The 20,848-nt window shown below is 58.1% G+C and carries 20 protein-coding genes; 11 read left to right on the forward strand and 9 right to left on the reverse strand.

Annotated features, from left to right (window positions below):
- Positions 1-77 precede the first annotated feature (77 nt).
- Complete coding sequence (locus ACZ25R_RS04670) at positions 78-1,508, forward strand: phosphomannomutase (RefSeq protein ID WP_472460517.1); 1,431 nt, start codon at positions 78-80, stop codon at positions 1,506-1,508.
- A gap of 10 nt (positions 1,509-1,518) precedes the next feature.
- On the opposite strand, the gene rfbD is transcribed toward ACZ25R_RS04670, so the two are convergent.
- From rfbD to rfbA, 4 genes are read right to left on the reverse strand one after another with little or no spacing between them, the layout of a single operon-like run.
- Positions 1,519-2,412, reverse strand: a complete 894-nt coding sequence (rfbD, locus tag ACZ25R_RS04675) for a dTDP-4-dehydrorhamnose reductase (protein ID WP_472460211.1) — start codon at positions 2,410-2,412, stop codon at positions 1,519-1,521.
- Positions 2,409-3,485 (reverse strand): dTDP-glucose 4,6-dehydratase, encoded by a 1,077-nt coding sequence (gene rfbB / locus ACZ25R_RS04680; RefSeq protein ID WP_472460212.1) that lies wholly within the window; start codon positions 3,483-3,485, stop codon positions 2,409-2,411. The genes rfbD and rfbB overlap by 4 nt, the downstream gene beginning before the upstream one ends.
- A 15-nt stretch (positions 3,486-3,500) precedes the next feature.
- On the reverse strand, positions 3,501-4,055 hold the full coding sequence (gene rfbC / locus ACZ25R_RS04685) for a dTDP-4-dehydrorhamnose 3,5-epimerase (RefSeq protein ID WP_464663936.1): 555 nt from the start codon (positions 4,053-4,055) through the stop codon (positions 3,501-3,503).
- Complete coding sequence (gene rfbA, locus ACZ25R_RS04690) at positions 4,052-4,933, reverse strand: glucose-1-phosphate thymidylyltransferase RfbA (RefSeq protein WP_472460213.1); 882 nt, start codon at positions 4,931-4,933, stop codon at positions 4,052-4,054. The genes rfbC and rfbA overlap by 4 nt, the downstream gene beginning before the upstream one ends.
- A gap of 261 nt (positions 4,934-5,194) precedes the next feature.
- Between rfbA and ACZ25R_RS04695 the strand changes: the two genes are divergently transcribed.
- Both ACZ25R_RS04695 and ACZ25R_RS04700 read left to right on the forward strand, forming a co-directional pair.
- The gene (locus tag ACZ25R_RS04695) at positions 5,195-6,112 is read left to right on the forward strand and encodes a glycosyltransferase family 2 protein (protein ID WP_472460214.1); all 918 of its coding nucleotides are present in this window, start codon (positions 5,195-5,197) and stop codon (positions 6,110-6,112) included.
- A complete protein-coding gene (locus ACZ25R_RS04700) occupies positions 6,105-6,932 on the forward strand; it encodes a glycosyltransferase family 2 protein (RefSeq protein ID WP_472460215.1) in 828 nt (275 codons plus the stop codon). The genes ACZ25R_RS04695 and ACZ25R_RS04700 overlap by 8 nt, the downstream gene beginning before the upstream one ends.
- A 6-nt stretch (positions 6,933-6,938) precedes the next feature.
- On the opposite strand, the gene ACZ25R_RS04705 is transcribed toward ACZ25R_RS04700, so the two are convergent.
- A complete protein-coding gene (locus ACZ25R_RS04705) occupies positions 6,939-8,264 on the reverse strand; it encodes an MFS transporter (protein WP_403182753.1) in 1,326 nt (441 codons plus the stop codon).
- A 188-nt stretch (positions 8,265-8,452) separates the two neighbouring features.
- Here ACZ25R_RS04705 and cyoA point away from each other — a divergent pair, with 188 nt between their 5' ends.
- From cyoA to ACZ25R_RS04740, 7 genes are read left to right on the forward strand one after another with little or no spacing between them, the layout of a single operon-like run.
- Positions 8,453-9,604, forward strand: a complete 1,152-nt coding sequence (cyoA, locus tag ACZ25R_RS04710; protein WP_472460216.1) for a ubiquinol oxidase subunit II — start codon at positions 8,453-8,455, stop codon at positions 9,602-9,604.
- Between the two features lie 16 nt (positions 9,605-9,620).
- Positions 9,621-11,627: a cytochrome o ubiquinol oxidase subunit I gene (gene cyoB, locus ACZ25R_RS04715; protein ID WP_472460217.1), complete on the forward strand. Its 2,007-nt coding sequence runs from the start codon at positions 9,621-9,623 to the stop codon at positions 11,625-11,627.
- A complete protein-coding gene (gene cyoC / locus ACZ25R_RS04720; protein WP_472460218.1) occupies positions 11,624-12,259 on the forward strand; it encodes a cytochrome o ubiquinol oxidase subunit III in 636 nt (211 codons plus the stop codon). Before cyoB ends, cyoC begins: the two co-directional genes overlap by 4 nt.
- The gene (gene cyoD / locus ACZ25R_RS04725) at positions 12,256-12,630 is read left to right on the forward strand and encodes a cytochrome o ubiquinol oxidase subunit IV (protein WP_472460219.1); all 375 of its coding nucleotides are present in this window, start codon (positions 12,256-12,258) and stop codon (positions 12,628-12,630) included. The genes cyoC and cyoD overlap by 4 nt, the downstream gene beginning before the upstream one ends.
- Before the next feature lie 26 nt (positions 12,631-12,656).
- A complete protein-coding gene (locus ACZ25R_RS04730) occupies positions 12,657-13,469 on the forward strand; it encodes an SURF1 family protein (protein WP_472460220.1) in 813 nt (270 codons plus the stop codon).
- Positions 13,470-13,485: 16 nt separating this feature from the next.
- Positions 13,486-14,865, forward strand: a complete 1,380-nt coding sequence (locus tag ACZ25R_RS04735) for an ATP-binding protein (protein WP_472460221.1) — start codon at positions 13,486-13,488, stop codon at positions 14,863-14,865.
- Positions 14,855-15,388 (forward strand): response regulator transcription factor, encoded by a 534-nt coding sequence (locus tag ACZ25R_RS04740; protein ID WP_464663920.1) that lies wholly within the window; start codon positions 14,855-14,857, stop codon positions 15,386-15,388. The genes ACZ25R_RS04735 and ACZ25R_RS04740 overlap by 11 nt, the downstream gene beginning before the upstream one ends.
- Before the next feature lie 18 nt (positions 15,389-15,406).
- Here the strand turns inward: ACZ25R_RS04740 and olsC are convergent, their stop codons facing one another.
- From olsC to ACZ25R_RS04760, 4 genes are all read right to left on the reverse strand, one after another.
- The gene (gene olsC / locus ACZ25R_RS04745; protein WP_464663919.1) at positions 15,407-16,258 is read right to left on the reverse strand and encodes an ornithine lipid ester-linked acyl 2-hydroxylase OlsC; all 852 of its coding nucleotides are present in this window, start codon (positions 16,256-16,258) and stop codon (positions 15,407-15,409) included.
- 232 nt (positions 16,259-16,490) lie between these two features.
- Complete coding sequence (locus tag ACZ25R_RS04750) at positions 16,491-17,054, reverse strand: methylated-DNA--[protein]-cysteine S-methyltransferase (RefSeq protein WP_472460222.1); 564 nt, start codon at positions 17,052-17,054, stop codon at positions 16,491-16,493.
- A gap of 104 nt (positions 17,055-17,158) precedes the next feature.
- Entirely contained in the window at positions 17,159-18,736 is a 1,578-nt protein-coding gene (locus ACZ25R_RS04755; RefSeq protein ID WP_463012448.1) for a DHA2 family efflux MFS transporter permease subunit, read from the reverse strand.
- A 23-nt stretch (positions 18,737-18,759) separates the two neighbouring features.
- Positions 18,760-19,953, reverse strand: a complete 1,194-nt coding sequence (locus ACZ25R_RS04760) for an HlyD family secretion protein (protein ID WP_472460223.1) — start codon at positions 19,951-19,953, stop codon at positions 18,760-18,762.
- Between the two features lie 166 nt (positions 19,954-20,119).
- Between ACZ25R_RS04760 and ACZ25R_RS04765 the strand changes: the two genes are divergently transcribed.
- Positions 20,120-20,848, forward strand: coding sequence for a TetR/AcrR family transcriptional regulator (locus ACZ25R_RS04765; protein ID WP_472460224.1), 729 nt, complete (start codon positions 20,120-20,122; stop codon positions 20,846-20,848).

Consider the following 20,848-nt stretch of genomic DNA (forward strand, 5'->3'; position numbering starts at 1 on the left):
ATCGTTGTTGACTTTCGATCATGCGCGGCTGACATCATACGAGCGTATCCAGCGGCAACGGCTTGAGTGGTTGTGACATTACAATGAGCAGTCTGAAATTTGGCACAAGCGGCCTTCGCGGCCTTGTAACCGAACTACCCGATGAGGTCTGCAAAGCCTATACGCTCGCATTCCTGACACACATGCAGAAAGTCAAAGGCGTTGCGTCCGGCAGCCCTTTGCTCGTTGGTTACGATCTGCGTTCCAGCAGTCCGCGCATGGCGGCCGCGTGCATGGCGGCGGCAGAAGCCTTTGGAATGCGGGTGGAAAACTGCGGTCCCTTGCCGACACCGGCACTGGCGTTTCGCGCGCTCAGCCTGAAGGCACCGGCCATCATGGTCACCGGCAGCCATATTCCCGCAGACCGAAATGGCCTGAAGTTCTACCGGCCCGACGGCGAGATCGACAAGGCCGATGAAGCCGGCATCCTGGCCGTCCTTGATCTGGAGGCGAAAAAGCCGGCGGGCTCCGACGGACAAGCGGCAATCGTGCCGGATGCGCTGCAACATTATATCAGGCGAAGCATCTCCGTTTTGAGCCCGGATGCTTTGGCCGGCACGAGAATCGGCGTTTATCAGCACAGCTCCGTTGCGGGCGATCTGATCGTCACCATCCTGCAGAACCTTGGAGCCGATGCCGTGGCGCTTGGGCATTCCACCGTATTCGTGCCCGTTGACACCGAAGCTCTCCGTCCCGAAGATATCGCATTTGCCGCCGATGCCTGCAACAAACACCAGCTAGACGCGCTGGTTTCCACCGACGGCGATGCCGACCGGCCGCTTGTTGCCGATGAAAATGGTGTTTTTCTGCGCGGCGACAGTGTTGGCCTTCTGACGGCACATTTTTTCGATGCGGATGCGGTCGTAACGCCCGTCACCTCCAATACGGCCATTGAGCTGAGCGGTCTCTTCACGAAAGTCTACCGGACACGTGTCGGATCGCCCTACGTGATCGAAGGCATGCAGCAGGCGTACCGGGATGGCTTCCAGCGAATCATTGGCTTTGAAGCCAATGGCGGAGTGCTGCTGGGTTCATCCCTCGCCATGAATGGCGGAACATTGGAGGCCTTGCCAACCCGCGACGCCATGCTTCCGATCCTGTGTGTTCTCGGCATGGCAGCCGGCAGGGGCGTTCCGGTATCGGCGCTGCTTCGGGATCTGCCCGCCCGCTTTACGCGCAGCGGCCGGCTCGAGCATGTTGCATCGACGGCCAGTGGCCCCTTCCTGCAGGGTTTGCTTGATAGTGCCCGCCGCGACGCCTTCTTCGCGCCGGTCGGCACGATCAGGGAAAGCGATGCCATTGACGGCGTGCGTGTCGTCCTTTCGACGGGCGACGTCATTCACTATCGGGCCTCGGGCAATGCGCCTGAGCTACGCTGCTATGCCGAGGCATCCGATGATGGCCGCGCCGAAGACCTGCTTCATTGGGGGTTGGCGCGTGCCCGTGCAACGCTGGGCACGCATTCATAGTCTCAGGCTTTTACCGCTCGCTCGGCTGCAACAGCCGTTTGACCGTTGATATCGTCGACTGTTCCCAAGACGGTGCTTTCCAGCCAAACACGGCAAGGAATTTTTCGGTGTTGAGACGCGAGTTCAGCGGGCGGCGGGCCTTCGTGGGGTACTCTGACGTCAGGATGTCCTTCACCTCGGCGAACGGGCCCTGCTCATCCCGGCTGGCCTGAAAGATCGCCCGGGCGAAGGTGCTCCAGTTGGTACTGCCCGTTCCGGCAAGATGATAGACGCCGAATGCATCGAACTGCGGGTCCGTACGAAGGCGGTTCGCGGCGTGCAGGATGCCGTCGGCAATATCGATGGCCGATGTCGGGTTTCCCCATTGATCGGATACCACCGACAGACTGTCCCGGCTTGCGGCCAGATGCAGCATGGTTTTGACAAAATTCTTGCCGAATGGGCTATACACCCACGCCGTGCGCAGGATGAGGTGTTTGCCGTTGGCCTGTGCGACCAAAGCCTCGCCAGCGAGCTTGGTCTGGCCGTAAACGCCGTGCGGCCCTGTTGGGTCATCTTCCGTATAGGCAGTGTCACCTTCACCAGCGAACACATAATCGGTTGAAAGATGAATAACCGGGGCTCCAGCCTGCGCTGCTGCCGCGGCAACAGCTCCAGCACCGGCCGCATTGATGGCATGGGCCAATTCAGGCTCATCCTCCGCCTGATCGACGGCCGTATAGGCCGCAGCAGATACAACGAGATCGGGCTTTGCGGCGTGTATCGCATCGAAGACGGTATCCGGCCGTGCCAGATCAAAATCCGGCCGCCCGAGGGTCACGAGTGTCACGTCAGAATAAAGTCCGGCGCGTTCGACCAGACTGCGGACAACCTGCCCCTCCCGACCCGTTACGACAATTTTCATGCCGTCCCCTTCTTCAGGGGGACAGAGCCAAGCCGTTCACCCGCATAGCTTCCGCTACGGATCGGTTCCCACCACCACGTGTTGTCGAGATACCATTGTATGGTCCGTTCCAAACCGCTATCGAAGGTCTCGGCCGGTTTCCAGCCGAGTTCACGTTCGATCTTCGACGCATCAATGGCATAGCGGCGGTCATGTCCGGGACGGTCGGTCACGAATGTGATGAGATCCCGGTAACGCGCGCCGCCCTTGCGCGGACGCTTGTTGTCGAGAATATCGCAAATGGTTTCGACAACGCTGAGATTGGTGCGTTCCGCACGACCGCCGATATTGTAGCTTTCGCCCGGCTTGCCTTTGGTCACCACCAGTTCCAATGCCCGCGCATGATCCTCGACGAACAGCCAATCGCGGACATTTGCGCCAGCACCATAGACGGGCAAAGGCTTCTCATCGAGCGCATTGAGAATAACAAGCGGAATGAGCTTTTCCGGAAAATGGAAGGGACCATAATTGTTCGAGCAGTTCGACAGAACCACCGGCAGACCATATGTCTCGTGCCACGCGCGGACCAGATGGTCCGAGGCTGCCTTTGACGCCGAATAGGGAGATGACGGTGCATAAGGCGTTTCTTCGGTAAAGATGCCGCTGTCGAATGGCAAATCCCCGAACACTTCGTCCGTGGAAATGTGGTGAAAGCGGAATTCGGACTTGGCGGGTTCGGGCAGATCACGCCAATAGGCCAGCGCCGCATTCAGCATACGAAATGTACCCACGATATTGGTCTCGATGAACGCCGCAGGGCCGTCAATGGAGCGGTCCACATGGCTCTCGGCCGCCAAATGCATGACCGCCTCAATCTTTTCGGTGCGAAGCACCTCAAGAATGGCGGCGTCATCGCAGATATCAGCCTCGACGAAGCTGTAGTTGGGATAATTCTCGATCTGTCGAAGCGATGCGAGATTGCCCGCATAGGTCAGCTTGTCGACGTTGACGACCTGATAGCGGGGATTGGACGCGAGATGGCGGCAGACCGCCGACCCGATGAAACCCGCACCACCCGTGACTAGAATTCTCATGAAAAAGCCTCTCCCTCAGGGAAAAATATCGGAACCGTCAAGCAGCGGCGCTTTCCGGTCCTTGTCGGAAAGCTGAAGCGTGGAAGCCTGCAGCGGCCAGTCAATGCCAATCGAAGGATCGTCGAAGCGGATACCACGGTCGTGTTGCGGCGAGTAATAATCCGTCACCTTGTAGATCACCTCGGTGTTCTCTTCCAAAGTGACGAAACCGTGGGCAAAACCCTTCGGGACCAGAATCTGGTTCCATTTGGCCGCCGAGACTTCAAGCGAAACCCATTTTCCGAACGTCGGGGAGCTTTTGCGAATATCGACGACCACATCGAGAATGGAGCCCTTGACCACGCGCACCAGCTTGTCCTGTGCGCGCGGCGGGAGCTGATAGTGCAGGCCGCGCAACACGCCCTTTGCAGCGGAGAACGAATGATTGTCCTGCACGAACTGCAACGTGATTCCGGCCGCGTCGAAACGCTCCGCATTGTATGTTTCGGAGAAAAAGCCCCGGTCGTCGCCGAACTTCGGCGGCAAAATCTCAAGAACGCCCTCGAGGGCGAGAGGCCTGACTTCCATCATTCTGTTCCAATCTCCGCAGCACGCCGCCGCAGATATGCGGCATATTCGGTCTTGCCCATTTTGGCTGCTCTTTCAAGTACCTGATCGGCATTCAACCAGCCCCATTCCAGGCCGATTTCCTCCGGGCATGCAATCTTGATGCCCTGCCGGTGTTCGATTGTCCGGACAAACGACGACGCCTCATGCAAGCTGTCATGGGTACCGGTATCGAGCCATGCATAGCCGCGGCCCAGTTGCTGAACCTGCAGTTCCCCGCGTTCCAGATAAATATTGTTGACACTGGTGATTTCCAGCTCCCCGCGCGACGAGGGTTCAATCGACCGCGCAATGTCCACAACATCGTTGCTGTAAAAATACAGGCCCGTCACGGCCCAATGCGACTTGGGGCGTTCGGGTTTTTCTTCAATGGACAATGCCTTGCCGGTAACCTTGTCAAAATCCACCACGCCATAGCGTTGCGGATCCTCGACGTGGTAAGCGAATACCATGCCGCCCTTGGTTATCGATGAGGCAACCTGGCATAGCTTGGAAAGGCCATCGCCGAAATAGATGTTGTCGCCCAGAATCATCGCAACACTGTCCTGGCCGATGAAGTCGCGCCCGATGATGAACGCTTCGGCCAGACCATTTGGCTGCGGCTGTTCGGCATAGGAGAAATTGACCCCGAAATCAGCCCCGTCTCCAAGCAGTTTTTGGAAGAGCGGCAAATCATGCGGCGTCGAGATGATCAGAATGTCGCGTATTCCGGCGAGCATCAGAACGCTCAGCGGGTAATAGATCATGGGCTTATCATAGATGGGAAGGATTTGCTTCGACACAGCGATCGTTAGTGGATAAAGACGTGTACCGCTGCCCCCGGCTAATATAATACCCTTCATGCGATCGCTTCCTTATGTCAATGCTACAAACTGAGCCGATATATGACGCCCTAATTGGCCACACTTGGTTTCATGCAAAGATGGCGAAATGCGGTTCACCGGTCATTGAAAAACCATTTGGCGACAACAGAAAGACAAGTCAACCGGAAGTAAATGAGAAGTCGGCGTGACCCGGATGTTTCCCACCACACAACCTATTGTTTTCACACCATGATCCTGGTTTAGAACCAAATATGCGGTCCAGGTAACACGGAACCTTAAATGCGAATTGAACAACAGCCAGAAGTCAGCGCGATCATCGTGACCTACAATCCGGATCTTGCGGGTCTTGCAGCACTTCTGAACGCAACCAGTCCGCAAGTCGCCCGTGTCATCGTCGTTGACAATGGTTCGAAAATGAATCTGGAACAATGGTTTGCAAGCCAGAGCAATCAAGCGGAATTTGTACCGCTTGACGCCAATTACGGTATTGCCAAAGCGCAGAACGTCGGGATCGACCGGGCACGCGCATCGGGTTCAAGCTTTGTTCTCCTGCTCGACCAGGACAGCATACCGGCACCAGACATGGTCGCCACGCTGCTGTCGGCGGCAAAAGCCCAGATTGCCAAGGGGGTGAAGCTCGGATGTGTCGGTCCGCGTTATGAGGACTCGCGGCAAAAAAATCCGCCTCCATTCATCAAAACGGAAGGATTGCGGCTTCGGCGGCAGACCTGTGGCACGGCCGATGCGGTCGTCGATGTCGATTATCTCATAGCATCGGGCTGCCTCATTCCGACAGCGACCCTTGATGACGTCGGCGGCATGAAAGAGGAACTGTTCATCGACTATGTCGACATCGAATGGGGTCTGCGGGCGCAACACATGGGATACCAGTCCTTTGGGGTTTGCGCCGCCGAAATGCAGCATGATCTGGGTGACAATCCGATAAAGTTTCGTGGACGGTTCATCCCGGTGCACAGCCCGCTGCGGCATTACTACCATTTCCGCAATGCCATCTGGCTTTACCGGCAGCCCTGGCTGCGCGCCAACTGGAAGATCGTCGATGCGGTGCGTCTGGTCCGGAAATTTGTGTTCTACAGTGTCTTTACAGTGCCAAGACTGCAGCACGCCGGGATGATGACGTTGGGCATTTTTCACGGTCTTTTCGGCCGCATGGGAAAGAAACCGAGCAATGGTTGAACGGAGCCTTGCCGCCATGTCCCAGGACTTCGACCTCACCATAGGCGTGGTTATTTTCAAACCCGAACAGGCCGTGCTCGCGGCCACGCTGACGAGCCTTCGGAAAGCCGTGGAGACGATTGCCCCGCTTCGCGCCAAACTCTATGTGATCGACAATTCGCCCGAGCCTGCAGACCACGGCTGGATGAGAAATCTGCTGCCTGACCTGCCACTTGAGATCATCGCAGGGCATGGCAATGTCGGCTTTGGTGCGGCCAACAACATGGTTCTGGACAGGGCGGGGAAATTTCACCTCGTCTTGAATCCCGATGTGGAAATGGAGCCGGATGCCCTGAAGCAGGCATTGACCTTCATGACCGGTGCGCCGGAAACGGGACTGATCACGCCCAAGGCGTTCAATCCGGACGGGAGCACGCAATATCTCTGCAAGCGCTATCCAGCAGTCTTCGACCTGCTTCTTCGCGGCTTTGCGCCTGCCCGCATCAAGGCAATGTTCCGCCGGCGCCTTGAACGGTACGAAATGCGCGAGGAGATCGCCAGCACCCCGTTCTGGGACCCGCCTATTGTCAGCGGATGCTTCATGTTTTTCCGCGGCGATGTTTACAGGCAGCTGGGCGGTTTTGATCCACGCTATCTCCTGTATTTCGAGGATTTCGATATTTCCCTGCGCGTTCGCAAGATAGCACGCATTGCCTATGTGCCAGCGGTCCGGATCGTGCATGAAGGCGGTCGGGCCGCAAGCAAGGGCCTTTGGCACATCCGGCAGTTCCTCCGCTCGGCCTTGATATTCTACAGGACCTATCCGCTGAAGCTTTTCTAGGCGGCTCTACTTGTCGCGGCCGTCAATCTGCCGGTTTATTGCCAAGGCGATCAGCGTGCATGCGGCACCCGACAGCAGATAGGCTCCGCTCGCGATGAGACCAAAGCGGCTCGACAGGATCAAGGCGACAAGCGGCGCGAAACCCGCACCGAACAGCCATGCGAGGTCCGTTGTCAGGGCCGATCCCGTATAGCGGTATCTTCTGGAAAAATTCGATGCGACTGAGCCGGAGGACTGGCCGAACGACAGGCCGAGAAGCAGGAAGCCGAAGACCATGAAGATGATTTCGCCGATATCGCCGCCGTCAAGCAACTGAGGGGCGAACCCGCTGAACACGGCAATGGCGATGGCTGTGGCGATGAGCAAACGGCTCCGGCCAACGCGATCAGCAATATTTCCCGAAGCAAAGATCGCCAACACGCCGACCGCCGCACCAATCGTCTCGATCATGAGGAAGCGTGCCGGTCCCTGGTCCGTGAAGAGAAAGACCCATGACAGCGGAAACACCGTCACCATATGGAAGAGTGCGAAACTGGCCAAAGGCGCGAAGGCACCGATGACCACGTGGCGGCCCTCTGTCTGCAACGTGTCGCTGACCGTCGTCGGCTGCAGTTCCCGGCGCTTGAAGAGCTCGGCATACTGTTCCGTCACGACCATGCGCAGGCGCGCGAACAGCGCCACCACATTGATGGCAAAGGCGACGAAGAAGGGATAGCGCCAGCCCCACTCCAGGAAATCCTGCGCGGAAAGGTGTGAGACAAAGAATGCAAACAGGCTGGCCGCAACCATCAGTCCGAGCGGGGCACCGAGCTGCGGGATCATGGCGTACCAGCCGCGGCGGCGTTCCGGCGCATTCAGTGCAAGGAGGGAAGCAAGACCGTCCCATTCACCACCCAGCGCCAGGCCCTGGCCGAGCCGGAAAAGCGCAAGTAGCAGCGCCGATATCCAGCCCACCTGCTCGTAACCCGGCAGAAAGGCAATCGCCACCGTCGAGCTTCCCAGGAGGAACAGGGTAATGGTGAGCTTGACGCCGCGGCCATAGGTACGGTCGATGGCCATGAAGATCACGGTTCCAAGCGGACGCGCGATGAATGCAAGCGCAAAAATTGCAAAGGAATAGAGCGTGCCCGTCAGCGGATCGACATAGGGAAAGACAAGCTTGGGGAAGACCAGGACGGAGGCGATGGCGTAGACGAAAAAGTCGAAGAACTCCGACGTACGCCCGATGATGACACCGATGGCGATCTCACCCACATTGACGTCCTCGTGGCCATGCAGGCCCTTCACGTCACGTCCGTGCGTCGATGAGGGCACCCCAATTTCCGCGCTCATGTCTCGTTGCGCTCCTCAATCCTGATTTGGCAGCTGCTGACGTCAAGCCGCGTTCACGGCTTATGCTAGCATCTCCTTTATCATTGTGACACATTAGGGAAGGATTGGGCAAATTGTCCAATGTCACTTTGAATGGGGTGCCGTTACGGATGGCGCAAATTAGCGCCGTTATCATGACAGGAACGACCTTGAAACGTTTTCTTGCCGTCGCCATACTTCCATTTCTCACCATGCTGACCGCATGCAATGCCGTCGTCATGAGCCCGTCTGGCGACGTAGCTGCACAGCAGCGGGATCTCATCGTCATCTCGACCATCCTGATGCTGATCATCATCGTACCCGTCATGCTGTTGACGGTGTTTTTCGCATGGCGTTATCGCCAATCCAATACAGAGGCGCGCTACGAACCCGATTGGGATCACTCGACGCAACTGGAACTGATCATCTGGGCCGCGCCGCTCCTCATCATCATCTGTCTTGGCGCGCTGACATGGATGGGTACGCATCTGCTTGATCCCTACCGCCCGCTGGATCGCATTGCGCCCGGCAGGCTGGTCGACAAGCAGGTCAAGCCCCTGCAGGTGGAAGTCGTGGCGCTCGACTGGAAGTGGTTGTTCATCTATCCGGAATATGGTGTGGCGACGGTCAACGAACTGGCCGCCCCGGTGGATAGGCCAATCGATTTCCGTCTGACATCGTCAGCGGTCATGAACTCGTTCTATATTCCGGCGCTTGCAGGCCAGATCTACACCATGCCGGGTATGCAGACGAAACTCAGCGCCGTGATCAACCACCCCGGCACCTTCGAAGGCTTCTCGGCGAACTATAGCGGCGCGGGTTTCTCGGGCATGAAATTTGCCTTCCTCGGCCTGTCCGATGCCGATTTTGACAAATGGATGGCCGACGTGAAAGCGCAGGGCGCCAAGCTCGATCGAAACGCCTATCTCGACCTTGAACGGCCCAGCGAAAACGAGCCGGCGCGCCGTTACGGCAGTGTCGAGACACAACTCTTCACCGCCGTGCTCAACCGCTGCGTCGAGCTTGGCAAAATGTGCATGGACGAGATGAGCTCGATCGATGCCAAGGGCGGGCTCGGGCTTGCCGGCATCAACAATGTCCACCCGCTCGAATATGACAAATACAGGCGACGCGGCGCCATTTTTGCTCCGCCGACAACCTATGTCGCACGGATATGCACGACGGAAGAGGAAGAGAGAATGCGGGCGGCCGCACAATCTCCACTGCTGTCACCACGCGACTCCTCACCAATACTCGGTGCCGGACTGCCACGCCCAACTGCCCCACTGTTCGGCGCACAGCGCCGTCCATCGAATTCCTGAACGGATTGAGTCCGACATGTTTGATAATCCCGATCTTCTCAAGGCGGTCTTCGGCCGGTTGACCCTGGAATCCTTCCCGTATCATGAGCCGATCCTGGTCGGCACATTCGCCATGGTGGCCCTTGGCGGTTTGGCGCTGGTGGGGCTTCTCACCTATTACCGCCTCTGGGGCTACCTCTGGCGCGAATGGTTCACCAGCATCGACCACAAGCGCATCGGCATCATGTACATGATCCTCGGCATCGTCATGCTGCTGCGCGGCTTTGCCGACGCCATCATGATGCGCCTGCAACAGGCCATGGCCTTCGGCGGCTCCGACGGCTATCTCCCGGCCCACCACTATGACCAGGTGTTCACCGCCCACGGCGTGATCATGATTTTCTTCGTGGCCATGCCGCTTGTCACCGGTCTGATGAACTTTGTCGTTCCGCTGCAGATCGGCGCGCGTGACGTGTCGTTCCCGTTCCTCAACAATTTCAGTTTCTGGATGACCACGGCGGGGGCGATTCTCGTCATGATGTCGCTGTTTGTCGGGGAATTCGCCAAGACTGGCTGGCTCGCCTATCCGCCGCTTTCCAACATCGGATACAGTCCCGATGTCGGGGTGGACTATTACATATGGGCGCTGCAGATCGCGGGTATCGGCACGCTCCTGTCCGGCGTCAATCTGGTGGCGACCATCGTCAAGATGCGCGCGCCCGGCATGACCATGATGAAGCTGCCGGTCTTTACCTGGACGGCGCTCTGCACCAACGTGCTGATCGTAGCGGCCTTCCCGGTATTGACTGCCGTTCTCGCCCTGCTCAGCCTTGACCGTTATGTCGGCACGAACTTCTTCACCAATGATTTCGGCGGCAATCCGATGATGTATGTCAACCTCATCTGGATCTGGGGTCATCCTGAGGTTTACATTCTCATTCTGCCGGCTTTCGGCATCTTCTCCGAGGTCACTTCCACGTTCTCCGGCAAGCGTCTGTTCGGCTACACGTCGATGGTCTATGCCACCGTCGTCATCACCATCCTCGCCTATCTCGTCTGGCTGCACCACTTCTTCACCATGGGCTCCGGCGCCAGTGTGAATTCCTTCTTCGGCATCACGACGATGATCATATCGATCCCCACCGGGGCCAAGATATTCAACTGGCTGTTCACGATGTATCGCGGGCGCATCCGCTTCGAACTGCCGATGATGTGGACAATCGCCTTCATGCTGACCTTCGTCATCGGCGGCATGACCGGCGTGCTGCTCGCCGTACCTCCGGCAGACTTTGTCCTGCACAACAGCCTGTTCCTTGTGGCGCACTTCCACAATGTCATCATCGGCGGCGTGCTGTTCGGCCTGTTTGCCGGCATCAGCTACTGGTTCCCGAAGGCATTCGGCTTCAAGCTCGATCCGTTCTGGGGCAAGATGTCGTTCTGGTTCTGGGTCATCGGTTTCTACTTCGCCTTCATGCCGCTTTATGTACTCGGTCTGATGGGTGTGACCCGGCGCTTGCGCGTGTTCAACGATCCGTCGCTGCAGATCTGGTTCGTGATTGCGGCTTTCGGCGCCGTCCTGATCGCCATCGGCATCCTGTCCTTCCTCATCCAGATCTATGTCAGCATCCGCAACCGCGAGAAGCTGGCCGACCTGACAGGCGATCCCTGGGATGGACGCACGCTGGAATGGTCGACCTCGTCGCCGCCACCGGCCTATAATTTCGCCTTCACGCCGGTGGTGCATGACCTCGATGCATGGCACGACATGAAACGGCGTGGCTACACCCGTCCGCTCGAAGGCTTCAAGGCCATCCATATGCCCAGCAACACCGGCACAGGCATCATCCTGGCGGTCCTGAGCATCATCTTCGGCTTTGCCATGATCTGGTACATCTGGTGGCTCGCGGCAGCCAGCTTCATTGCCCTGCTTGCCGTCACCATCGGACATACCTTCAATTACAAGCGCGACTTCCACATACCGGCGGAGGATGTTGTCCGCACGGAAGGTGAGCGAACCGCTCTTCTCGCAGGAGTTGCACGATGAGTTCACCAGCTTCCGCAGTGCACGGGGACGCAACCGCGCCGACGTTCTATTTGGTGGACGAGCATGATCATGCCGAAGGCGGCAGCACCATGTTCGGCTTCTGGATTTACCTGATGAGCGACTGCCTCATCTTCGCCGTGCTGTTTGCGACCTATGGCGTGCTTGGCAGCAATTATGCGGCCGGGCCGTCACCCAAGGATCTCTTCGATCTGCCGCTCGTGGCGCTCAACACGTCGATGCTGCTTTTCTCGTCCATCACCTATGGCTTTGCCATGCTCACCATGGACAAGGGACGGATTGCCGCGACGCAGGGATGGCTGGCAGTGACGGGTCTGTTCGGCCTGGCCTTCCTTGGTATCGAGCTCTACGAATTCGCGCACATGATCCATGAGGGCGCAACGCCGCAACGGAGTGCGTTCCTGTCATCGTTCTTCACGCTCGTCGGGACACACGGCCTGCACGTCACCGTTGGCCTGGTCTGGCTGGTCACGCTCATGATCCAGGTCAAGCGCTATGGCCTTATCCAGGCAAACAAGCGCCGGATGATGTGCCTCAGCCTGTTCTGGCACTTCCTCGACGTCATCTGGATCGGCGTCTTCACCTTTGTCTATCTGATGGGAATGTTGCGATGACACCAGTACACACGGATGATCACGGCCACGCGGAAGACGATGGGCATGCCCATGGTTCCCTGCGATCCTATCTGATCGGTTTTGGCCTTTCGGTCATCCTGACGGCCATTCCTTTCTGGCTGGTCATGACCGGCACACTGGACTCCAAACAGGCAACCGCATTCGCGATCATGGCATTGGCCGTGATCCAGATCGTGGTTCATATGGTGTTTTTCCTGCACATGAATGTCCGGTCGGAAAACGGCTGGAACATGATGGCGCTGATCTTCACGCTCGTCCTTGTCGTCATCACCCTGACCGGCTCCCTATGGGTCATGTATCACCTCAATACCAACATGATGCCCGGGCATGACATGAGCCAGATACCGTGATGGCCGAATAACTCCGGGACGATGCAATGGGTGATGATGGCCACTCTCCAAGCTCCCGGCCCAGAGCTCTGTGGCAACTCGGCCTCCTCGGTCTGATCGGCCTTTCGGGCGTGCTTTTGCTGACAGGACTTGGCGTCTGGCAGCTGGAGCGCCGCGTCTGGAAGCTCGACCTCATCCAGCGCGTCGAACAGCGTATCCACGCACCGGCAGTTTCCGCACCCGGTCCGTCCCAATGGCCTGGGATCGATGACACGGAAGCCTACCGTCATGTCCAGGTCCGCGGGCATTTCCGGGCCGGCCGTGACACGCTTGTAATGGCCGTTACCGAACGCGGCAGCGGTTCCTGGGTCATTTCACCATTCCAGACCGATGATGGTTTCACCGTGCTGATCAATCGTGGCTTTGTACCGGACGATGCTGCACAGGATTCATGGCAGGTGAGCGATGTGACGGCACAGGCCGTGACCGGTCTTCTTCGCGTGACCGAGCCTGGCGGCGGCTTTCTGCGGCGCAACGACCCCGCTGCCGACCGCTGGTACTCGCGCGATATCGCTGCCATTGCGACCGCACGCGGACTCGGAGAGGTAGCCCCCTATTTCATCGACAAGGATGCCGGTGCCAACGCGCAGGACCTGCCGATCGGCGGCTTGACGGTTATCCGTTTTCCTAACAATCACCTGGTTTATGCGGTCACCTGGTTTATCCTGGCGCTGATGCTGATCGCCGCGATGTTTTATGTTGGGCGGCACGAGTGGCAGGCCCGCAAATCTGCACTGTTTGACAAAGATGGGTCAGCATCGCAAACCAAGATACAACACGATCAGGAAATACAGACCTGACATGTCGAGTGAGCCATTGAACGCACGTCGCGATACCGAAACAGAACGGGTGGATCTGAAGCAAGGCAGCCCAGCGGGAAGCAGCCTGCGGGTTGGGCAAGGGTTGGCAACACCGCCAGCTGACTACACCGCCAACTGGAAGAACATGAACCTGCTGGTCCAGCTGCGCTGGATCGCGGTCATCGGGCAGGTCGTGACCATCGCCGTTGTGCATGAATGGCTCAATCTTGAGTTGCCATTGCTGCCGATGTTCCTGGTTCTGGCGGGTTTGATCGGGCTGAATCTCGCCAGTATCGTCTGGCTCCGCAACGACCAGATCACCACGCAGGCTTCCCTGTTCATTGTCCTTGTCTTCGACGTGGCAGCGCTCACGGCGCAGCTCTATTTGAGCGGTGGCGCGACCAATCCGTTTATCTTTCTGTATCTGCTGCAGGTCACACTCAGCGCCGTCTTGCTTGACGCACGCTTGACCTCGGCAATCGTCGCCATTGCCGGCATCAGTTTTGCCGGCCTGACGGTGTTCTACGAGCCAATCATTCTGCCCGGTCAGGGCCCCGACGAACTTTTCCGCCTTCACATCATCGGCATGCTCATCTGTTTCGTGCTCGACGCCGCCCTGCTCGTCGTCTTCGTTGCCCGCATCAACCGCAACCTTCGTGAGCGCGACGCCAATCTTGCCGCCCTGAAACAGCATGCGGCGGAAGAAGACCATATCGTCCGCATGGGCCTGCTTGCCTCCGGCGCGGCACACGAGCTGGGCACGCCTCTTTCTTCCCTGTCGGTCATCCTCGGAGATTGGCGGCGGGTTCCGGCTCTTGCCGCCGATCCCGATCTCGTTCAGGAAATCGATGAAATGCAGGCCGAAGTGCAGCGTTGCAAGGCCATCGTCACGGGCATTCTGCTGGCGGCAGGCGAGGCGCGCGGCGAAGCGCCCACGGTGACCACCGTCAATGCCTTCCTGGATGAACTGGTCGCCGAATGGCGGGCGGCGCGGTCCGCAACGACGCTTTCCTACGGAAATGCCTTCGGGCTCAATCTCACCATCGTTTCCGACTCGGCGCTCAAGCAGGTCATCTTCAACGTTCTCGACAATGCCTTCGACGCATCGCCGGGATGGGTCGGATTTCTGGCGGAACGCGAGGGTGATATGCTGGTGCTGCGTGTCAACGATGCCGGGCCCGGCTTCCAGCCGGATATACTGGCAAAGTTCGGCAAGCCCTACCAGTCAAGCAAGGGCCGTCTCGGCGGCGGTCTTGGACTGTTTCTGGTCGTCAACGCCGTGCGCAAGCTCGGTGGTGCCGTGCATGCCCGCAACCTGCCGCAGGGCGGCGCGTCCGTGACGCTGGAACTGCCGCTTGCCTCGCTGGCCATCGGAGTCCACGAACATGACAAATGATCGGCTGCTGGTTATCGTCGAGGACGATACGGCGTTTGCCCGGACGCTGAAACGTTCGTTCGAACGGCGCGAATACAATGTGGTGCTGGCAAGCGGACTGGAAGAACTGCGGGACATTCTGCAAACCCAGTCACCCCACTACGCCATCGTCGATCTGAAGCTTTCCGGCGCGTCAGGTCTTACCTGCGTTGAGGCGCTGCATGCCCATGATTCGGAAATGCTGATCGTTGTGCTGACGGGATTCGCCAGCATCGCCACCGCCGTGGAAGCGATCAAGCTCGGCGCCTGTCACTACCTCGCCAAGCCGTCCAATTCCGACGACATCGAAGCAGCTTTCAGCAAGGCCGCAGGCAATACGGAGATCGATCTGACTGCGCGCCCGACATCGATCAAGACGCTGGAATGGGAGCGTATCCACCAGATGCTGGTGGAAACAGACTTCAACATTTCGGAAGCAGCCCGGCGCCTTGGCATGCACCGCCGCACCCTCGCCCGCAAACTGGAGAAACGCCGGGTGAATTAACCCGGCGCTGCCCTTCACCTATCGGCCGGGCTGGTTGCGCAGCTTTTCCGCTTCCGCATAAAAGCGCTTTTCCCATTCCTTGTGATTGTCGAGCCCTTCCCGGATGAACGGGGTGAACACCGCCAGATTCATCAACATCCAGTTGACGATATTGGCTGGAAACCGCGTGGGTTTGACGAAATCGACAAAGAGAACGACGCGTGTCTTGTCCGTGTGATTCCACGCCTCATGTTCGTAGGCATCGTCAAAAATCAGCGCCTTGCCTTCATGCCAATGGCAAATCTGGTCTTTGACGCGAATGGCCAGCCTGTCTGACTGTTCGGGAACGATCATACCGACATGGAGACGCAGCACGCCATTATAGGGGCCGCGATGCGGCGGCAAATGCTTGCCGGGCTCGAAAATCGAGAACATGGCCGTCTTCAGATTGGGAATCTTCTGCACGGCCGCCCATGTCTTCGGGCAGGCCTGAATGTTCTGTTCCGATTTCACCCCGAAGCCGATCAGGAAGAAAGTCTTCCAGTTCTTGTCGGTCGAGATGGTTTTGACGTCCGTGGAAATCTCCTGGAACGCCGGCAATTCACTCTGCCGGAGAAGGACACGATCAAGTTCGGTGCGGATTTCCGGCCAGGCCTTCTCGATCTCGCTTGACCAGGGAAAGGTTGCATTGTCGTAGACGGGAGGATTGCCGAATTTGGCATATTTGAGATTGAGCCCTTCGGCCCAGGAGACAATGCTCATGAAAAAACGCGTGACCCGGCTGGGGCGATCCATCGGTGCGATACCGGCCGTCGCGAAGGATTGATCCGCATTTCCAGTTTGCAGTTGTCCTGAATCTGTTTCTTTCAATGTTCTGTCAGTCACGATCATCCCAATCATTCATTGGTCTTACCGAACGTCCGCCCGCTATCGCCATCGGAGCGCGACCAGACATTCGCACCGGCCAGATTATACGATCCAGGCGGAGTTTCTAGGTGCTGCAGCAATAATTGAGAAGCCAACTCACCTTTTTCAAAGGCTTTTTGGGCCATTCCACAGGCACAATGGCGCGGATCACGCGATCGTGAATCCGCGCAATGGGGCCCTCTCCGGTAGCGTCTGGCTAAAAGCCCAGTGTTTGCTGAGCAGGTTCAGGCGCGCCGACATGCACGCCTTCAAGTTCCAGCATGCGGATTTTGGAGGTTGAGCCGCCCGGCGCCGAGAAACCGCCAACCTTGCCGCCCGCCGCCAGCACCCGGTGGCAGGGGATGATCAGGGCAACCGGATTCTTCGCCATCGCCTGCCCTACGTCCCGTGCGGCTTCCGGCCCGGCACCGAGCTCCTTGGCCAATCCGCCATAGGTAACCGTATGGCCCCAACCAACCCGCCGGACAGCATCATATATGCGTTTGAAGAACTCGTCCTGCCCGTCAAGATCCAGTTTGATATCGGAAAAGTCCGTTTCTTCACCCTTGAAATAGCGCTTGACCGCCGCAACCGCGTCGGCAATTGCCGGCGTGGGCGCTGCGGGTTCGGCGACTGGCAGGCGCCGGAGCAAGAGCCGCTCCGTTCCCTCTGCACTCCTTGTCGGAAGCTGGAACCGCGTCACACCACGCGTATTCCAGGCAATTCCGCAAAACCCGCCTTCGGTTTCAAAGATATGATAGCTGTGCACTGTCTGACCCATGACATGGCCTCCGTCTTTCACATGTCATGAACATCATGCCGGCGGCCCCGGAATTCAACCCGTTTCTTGCACTGGAAGAATGCTGTTGCCAGCCCATGACACATTCAATGGGCTGGAGCGCCGCTTGCCTGGCCTTTCTTGGTCAGAAGCACGAAGAAAGCGGCAATGATCAGCATTGCACCCAGCACAACGAACGTGTCGCTGTAGCCCATGATCAGCGATTGCCTTTTGACCGTCTGGCCAAGCGCAATGATCGCCTGTTCACGCGCCGCAACCGGGTCTGTCACGCCATGCGCCATGAAATAGGCCGTCATCTGATCAAGCCTGCCCCGAACCGTTTCACTGAACAGATTGACCGAATTGCCAATGGTGTTGGAATGGAACTGTTCCCGTTTGGTGACGATCGTGGCGAGCATCGCCGTGCCGAATGCACCGCCGAGGTTCCGCAGCATGTTGAAGACGCCGGACGCTGCAGCGGACTCATGGCGGGCAACACCAACCATCGCGATAGCCGTCAGCGGTGCCATCACCACAGCCTGCCCGACGGCACGAACGATGTTGGGCAGCCAGAGCTGATCGCCGGAATAGTTGGCCGACATGTGAATATTCATGAAGCAGCTGCCGCCGAACACGCACAGGCCGAGAAACACGATGATTCGCGTATCAAACCGGCCCATCAGCATCGGAACGAACGGAATGATCAAAAGCTGCGGCAAGCCGGTCCAGGCCATGACCGAGCCGATCTGTTCGGAATTGTAGCCCTGCACCTGACCAAGATATTGCGGCAACAGATACACCGAGCCGTAGAGGCCGAAACCGACAAGCATGTTGGCAACGGTGCCGAGGCCAAAATTGCGCCGTTTCAACAGACGCAGATTAACGGCCGGGTTTTTCACGGTCAGTTCGATCCAGACAAACAGCGCCAGAAACACCACAGCGACAATCGTCAGGCGAACGATGAAGGGCGAACCCAGCCAATCGTTCTTATTGCCTTCTTCAAGCACCGTCTGAAGTGCACCAAGACCGATTGCCATCGCCAGAATGCCGAACCAGTCGCCCTCCCTCAGCAGGCCGAGGTTCATCGGCTGGCGCTCAAGATTGAGATAGAGCGCGGTGACCATGAAGGCGCCGGGAACGAGATTGATAAAGAATATGTACTGCCAGCCGTAATTCTCGGTGAGGTAACCGCCGATGGTTGGACCGATCGCTGGCGCAAAGGTTGCGGTGATGGCAAAGAGGGCCATGCCAACGGAATGCTGTGACCGCGGCAGCTTGGTCAGGATCAGCGTGAACGCCATCGGAATGAGCACGCCGCCGGTAAACCCCTGAATGGCCCGCAAAATGATCATCTCTTCGAGATTGCGCGCAAAGGCACAGGCCACCGAGAACGCCAGGAACAGCAGGGCATTGACCAGCAGGAAACGCCGGAAGGAAAACACCCGGCTGAGATAGTCGGTCAACGGGATGACAATGATTTCGCCGATGAGATAGGCCGTCGAAATCCACGCGCCATTGTCGACGCCAGTGCCGATACCGCCCTCGATATTGAGGAGCGAGGCATTGGTGATCTGGATATTCAGCACAGCCATGAAGGCGCCGATCAGGCCGGCAAAGACGGTAATCCACGTCTTGAGGCTTGCGGGGCGCTCCTGATCGGCAACGGGTGTGGCAGCAACGGACATTTTCTTCGTCCTATCCGGATTTGCTAGTTGGCGGCCTTAAAGCAGGCAGTCTCGCCGCACTTGGCCGCGCCGTCGGAATCCTTGAGATTGATAGTCGGGGTCACCGACATGCCGGGACGCAACAGGCCGGTGAGCTTGCTGTCATTGTTCAGGACAACCTTGACCGGAATGCGCTGCACGATCTTGGTAAAATTGCCGGTTGCATTGTCCGGCGGCAGCAGAGCAAATTCCTGGCCGCTGGCCGGTGCAATGCTGTCGACACGCCCCGTCAGGGCGACACCCGGGAAGGTGTCGACGGCGATATCGACAGGCTGGCCTTTTTTCACATCCGTGAGCTGGGTCTCCTTGAAGTTGGCGATGACGTAGACATCGTCAACCGGAACGACCGCCATCAGCTGGGTTCCGGACTGGACATACTGTCCGACACGCAGGGTGCGGTTGCCAACCACGCCATCCACCGGCGAGACGATCGTCGTGTAACCCAGATTGAGCTCGGCCTGATCTTGAACGGCCTTGTCGCGTGCAAGGGCCGCGTTCATCTTGGCCAGTTGGGCTTGCAACACGCCAACCTGTTTCTGCGCCGAAACAACAGCGCCTTCGTCACGCTGAAGCGTCGCCTTGGCAATATCCAGCTTGGATACAGCCTGCTGGGCATTCTGCACGCTTCCCGCGCCTTGCGTTGCAAGGGCACCGTAACGCTCATTGTCCTGCTGGGCGAATTTCAAGCTGGCCTGATCGACCGATACGGTCGACTGCGCCTGCGCAATCGCTGCCTGCTGCTGGTCGAGACTCGCCACGATGTTCTCTATGTCGGCCTGTGCCGCGGCGACATCAGCCTTCGCCTGCTCAAGCGCAACCACGTAATCGCGGTCATCTATTTTTGCGAGGGGCTGATTGGCACTGACGGGTTGATTGTCCGTCACAAGCACTTCGCGCACATAGCCGGAAACCTTTGGGGCAACGATGGTGGAATCGGCCTTCACATAGGCATCGTCGGTTGATTCCTGGAACCGTCCAACGGTCCAGTAGTGCCAGCCGAACTTCGCTCCCAGTCCCACAACGATCACAGCCGCGCCAATCAGCAGCAACTTTCGAACATTGCGCGGCTGCGGCTTGTGCGGCGGCTCCATCTTGCCTTCCTGCGGTGCCGACATGGCTTCGTCGGCACTCAGTGTCTTTTCAACCTTGAGATCGAGGGGTTGCGTGTTTTTGGTCATGGCGAATGCCCTTAGTTGAGGAACTAGATCGGCACGGTTCATCGGGAGAACTCGGGTTGGGGATAAATAAGGAACCCAGCAGTTCCCTAATTATGTCTGGACAATTCGGTTTGCAAGACAGAAAATGCGCGAGCAACTATTTTTGAAGACCGAAAGCAGAAGACTGGTGACAAAACCAACGGATACAATCGAAATCGAGCGGGACAATCAGGACGAAAACGCACCAGAGATCAAACGTCCGCGTGGACGGCCGCAAAACCGGTCTGACGCGGAGACGAAACACCTGATCCTGCAGACCGCCACCCATGTGCTGCTGGAAAACGGCTACACCGCGACCCGGATGGAGACGGTTGCCCGGGAGGCGGGTGTTGCGAAACGGACCATTTACCGTTTCTGGACAACGAAATCCGAACTGCTTGCGGCCATCGTGGCAGAACGCGGCGAGCAGATTGCCAGCAGGGTCGACGCTTTCCTGCGGACGATTCATCCGGAATCACTTGACCATTTGGGACTGAAACACGCGCTCGAACATATTCTGAGCGAATTTGCGCACCTCGTCCTATCCGACCAGACCGTCGCGTTCTATCGTCTGGTGACGGCCGAAGCCCTGAACTTTCCGGAAGTGGCCAGAGCCTTCTACAAGGAAGGTCCGTCGCGAAGCTCGGCCATGGTCGCCCGGTTTTTGGAACAGCAGGAAAAGCGCGGACTGATCAGGCTCGATAATTCCAGGATTGCCGCAACGATGCTGCTCGGCATGGTCACCGCAGAGCCCTTCCGTATCGCAACACTAGGACTGGCCAGCGTTCCCGAAGACCGCGAGATCGAAGAACGCGTGGCCATGGCAGCAGCGTTGTTCCTCGAGGGATGCAGCATCAGGCCAGCCAGTTCCGGATAG

Source organism: Phyllobacterium sp. RCAM01083 (assembly GCF_055685835.1).

What these genes read in the sequence shown, in the direction of transcription:
- rfbB (WP_472460212.1), bottom strand. Translation starts at nt 3,485, where the DNA reads ATGAGAATTCTAGTCACGGGTGGTGCGGGTTTCATCGGGTCGGCGGTC.
- ACZ25R_RS04740 (WP_464663920.1), top strand. Translation starts at nt 14,855, where the DNA reads ATGACAAATGATCGGCTGCTGGTTATCGTCGAGGACGATACGGCGTTT.
- cyoD (WP_472460219.1), top strand. Translation starts at nt 12,256, where the DNA reads ATGACACCAGTACACACGGATGATCACGGCCACGCGGAAGACGATGGG.
- ACZ25R_RS04755 (WP_463012448.1), bottom strand. Translation starts at nt 18,736, where the DNA reads ATGTCCGTTGCTGCCACACCCGTTGCCGATCAGGAGCGCCCCGCAAGC.
- rfbD (WP_472460211.1), bottom strand. Translation starts at nt 2,412, where the DNA reads ATGAAAATTGTCGTAACGGGTCGGGAGGGGCAGGTTGTCCGCAGTCTG.
- ACZ25R_RS04695 (WP_472460214.1), top strand. Translation starts at nt 5,195, where the DNA reads ATGCGAATTGAACAACAGCCAGAAGTCAGCGCGATCATCGTGACCTAC.
- ACZ25R_RS04760 (WP_472460223.1), bottom strand. Translation starts at nt 19,953, where the DNA reads ATGACCAAAAACACGCAACCCCTCGATCTCAAGGTTGAAAAGACACTG.
- rfbA (WP_472460213.1), bottom strand. Translation starts at nt 4,933, where the DNA reads ATGAAGGGTATTATATTAGCCGGGGGCAGCGGTACACGTCTTTATCCA.
- cyoB (WP_472460217.1), top strand. Translation starts at nt 9,621, where the DNA reads ATGTTTGATAATCCCGATCTTCTCAAGGCGGTCTTCGGCCGGTTGACC.
- rfbC (WP_464663936.1), bottom strand. Translation starts at nt 4,055, where the DNA reads ATGATGGAAGTCAGGCCTCTCGCCCTCGAGGGCGTTCTTGAGATTTTG.
- ACZ25R_RS04705 (WP_403182753.1), bottom strand. Translation starts at nt 8,264, where the DNA reads ATGAGCGCGGAAATTGGGGTGCCCTCATCGACGCACGGACGTGACGTG.
- ACZ25R_RS04750 (WP_472460222.1), bottom strand. Translation starts at nt 17,054, where the DNA reads ATGGGTCAGACAGTGCACAGCTATCATATCTTTGAAACCGAAGGCGGG.
- cyoC (WP_472460218.1), top strand. Translation starts at nt 11,624, where the DNA reads ATGAGTTCACCAGCTTCCGCAGTGCACGGGGACGCAACCGCGCCGACG.
- ACZ25R_RS04700 (WP_472460215.1), top strand. Translation starts at nt 6,105, where the DNA reads ATGGTTGAACGGAGCCTTGCCGCCATGTCCCAGGACTTCGACCTCACC.
- ACZ25R_RS04730 (WP_472460220.1), top strand. Translation starts at nt 12,657, where the DNA reads ATGGGTGATGATGGCCACTCTCCAAGCTCCCGGCCCAGAGCTCTGTGG.
- olsC (WP_464663919.1), bottom strand. Translation starts at nt 16,258, where the DNA reads ATGATCGTGACTGACAGAACATTGAAAGAAACAGATTCAGGACAACTG.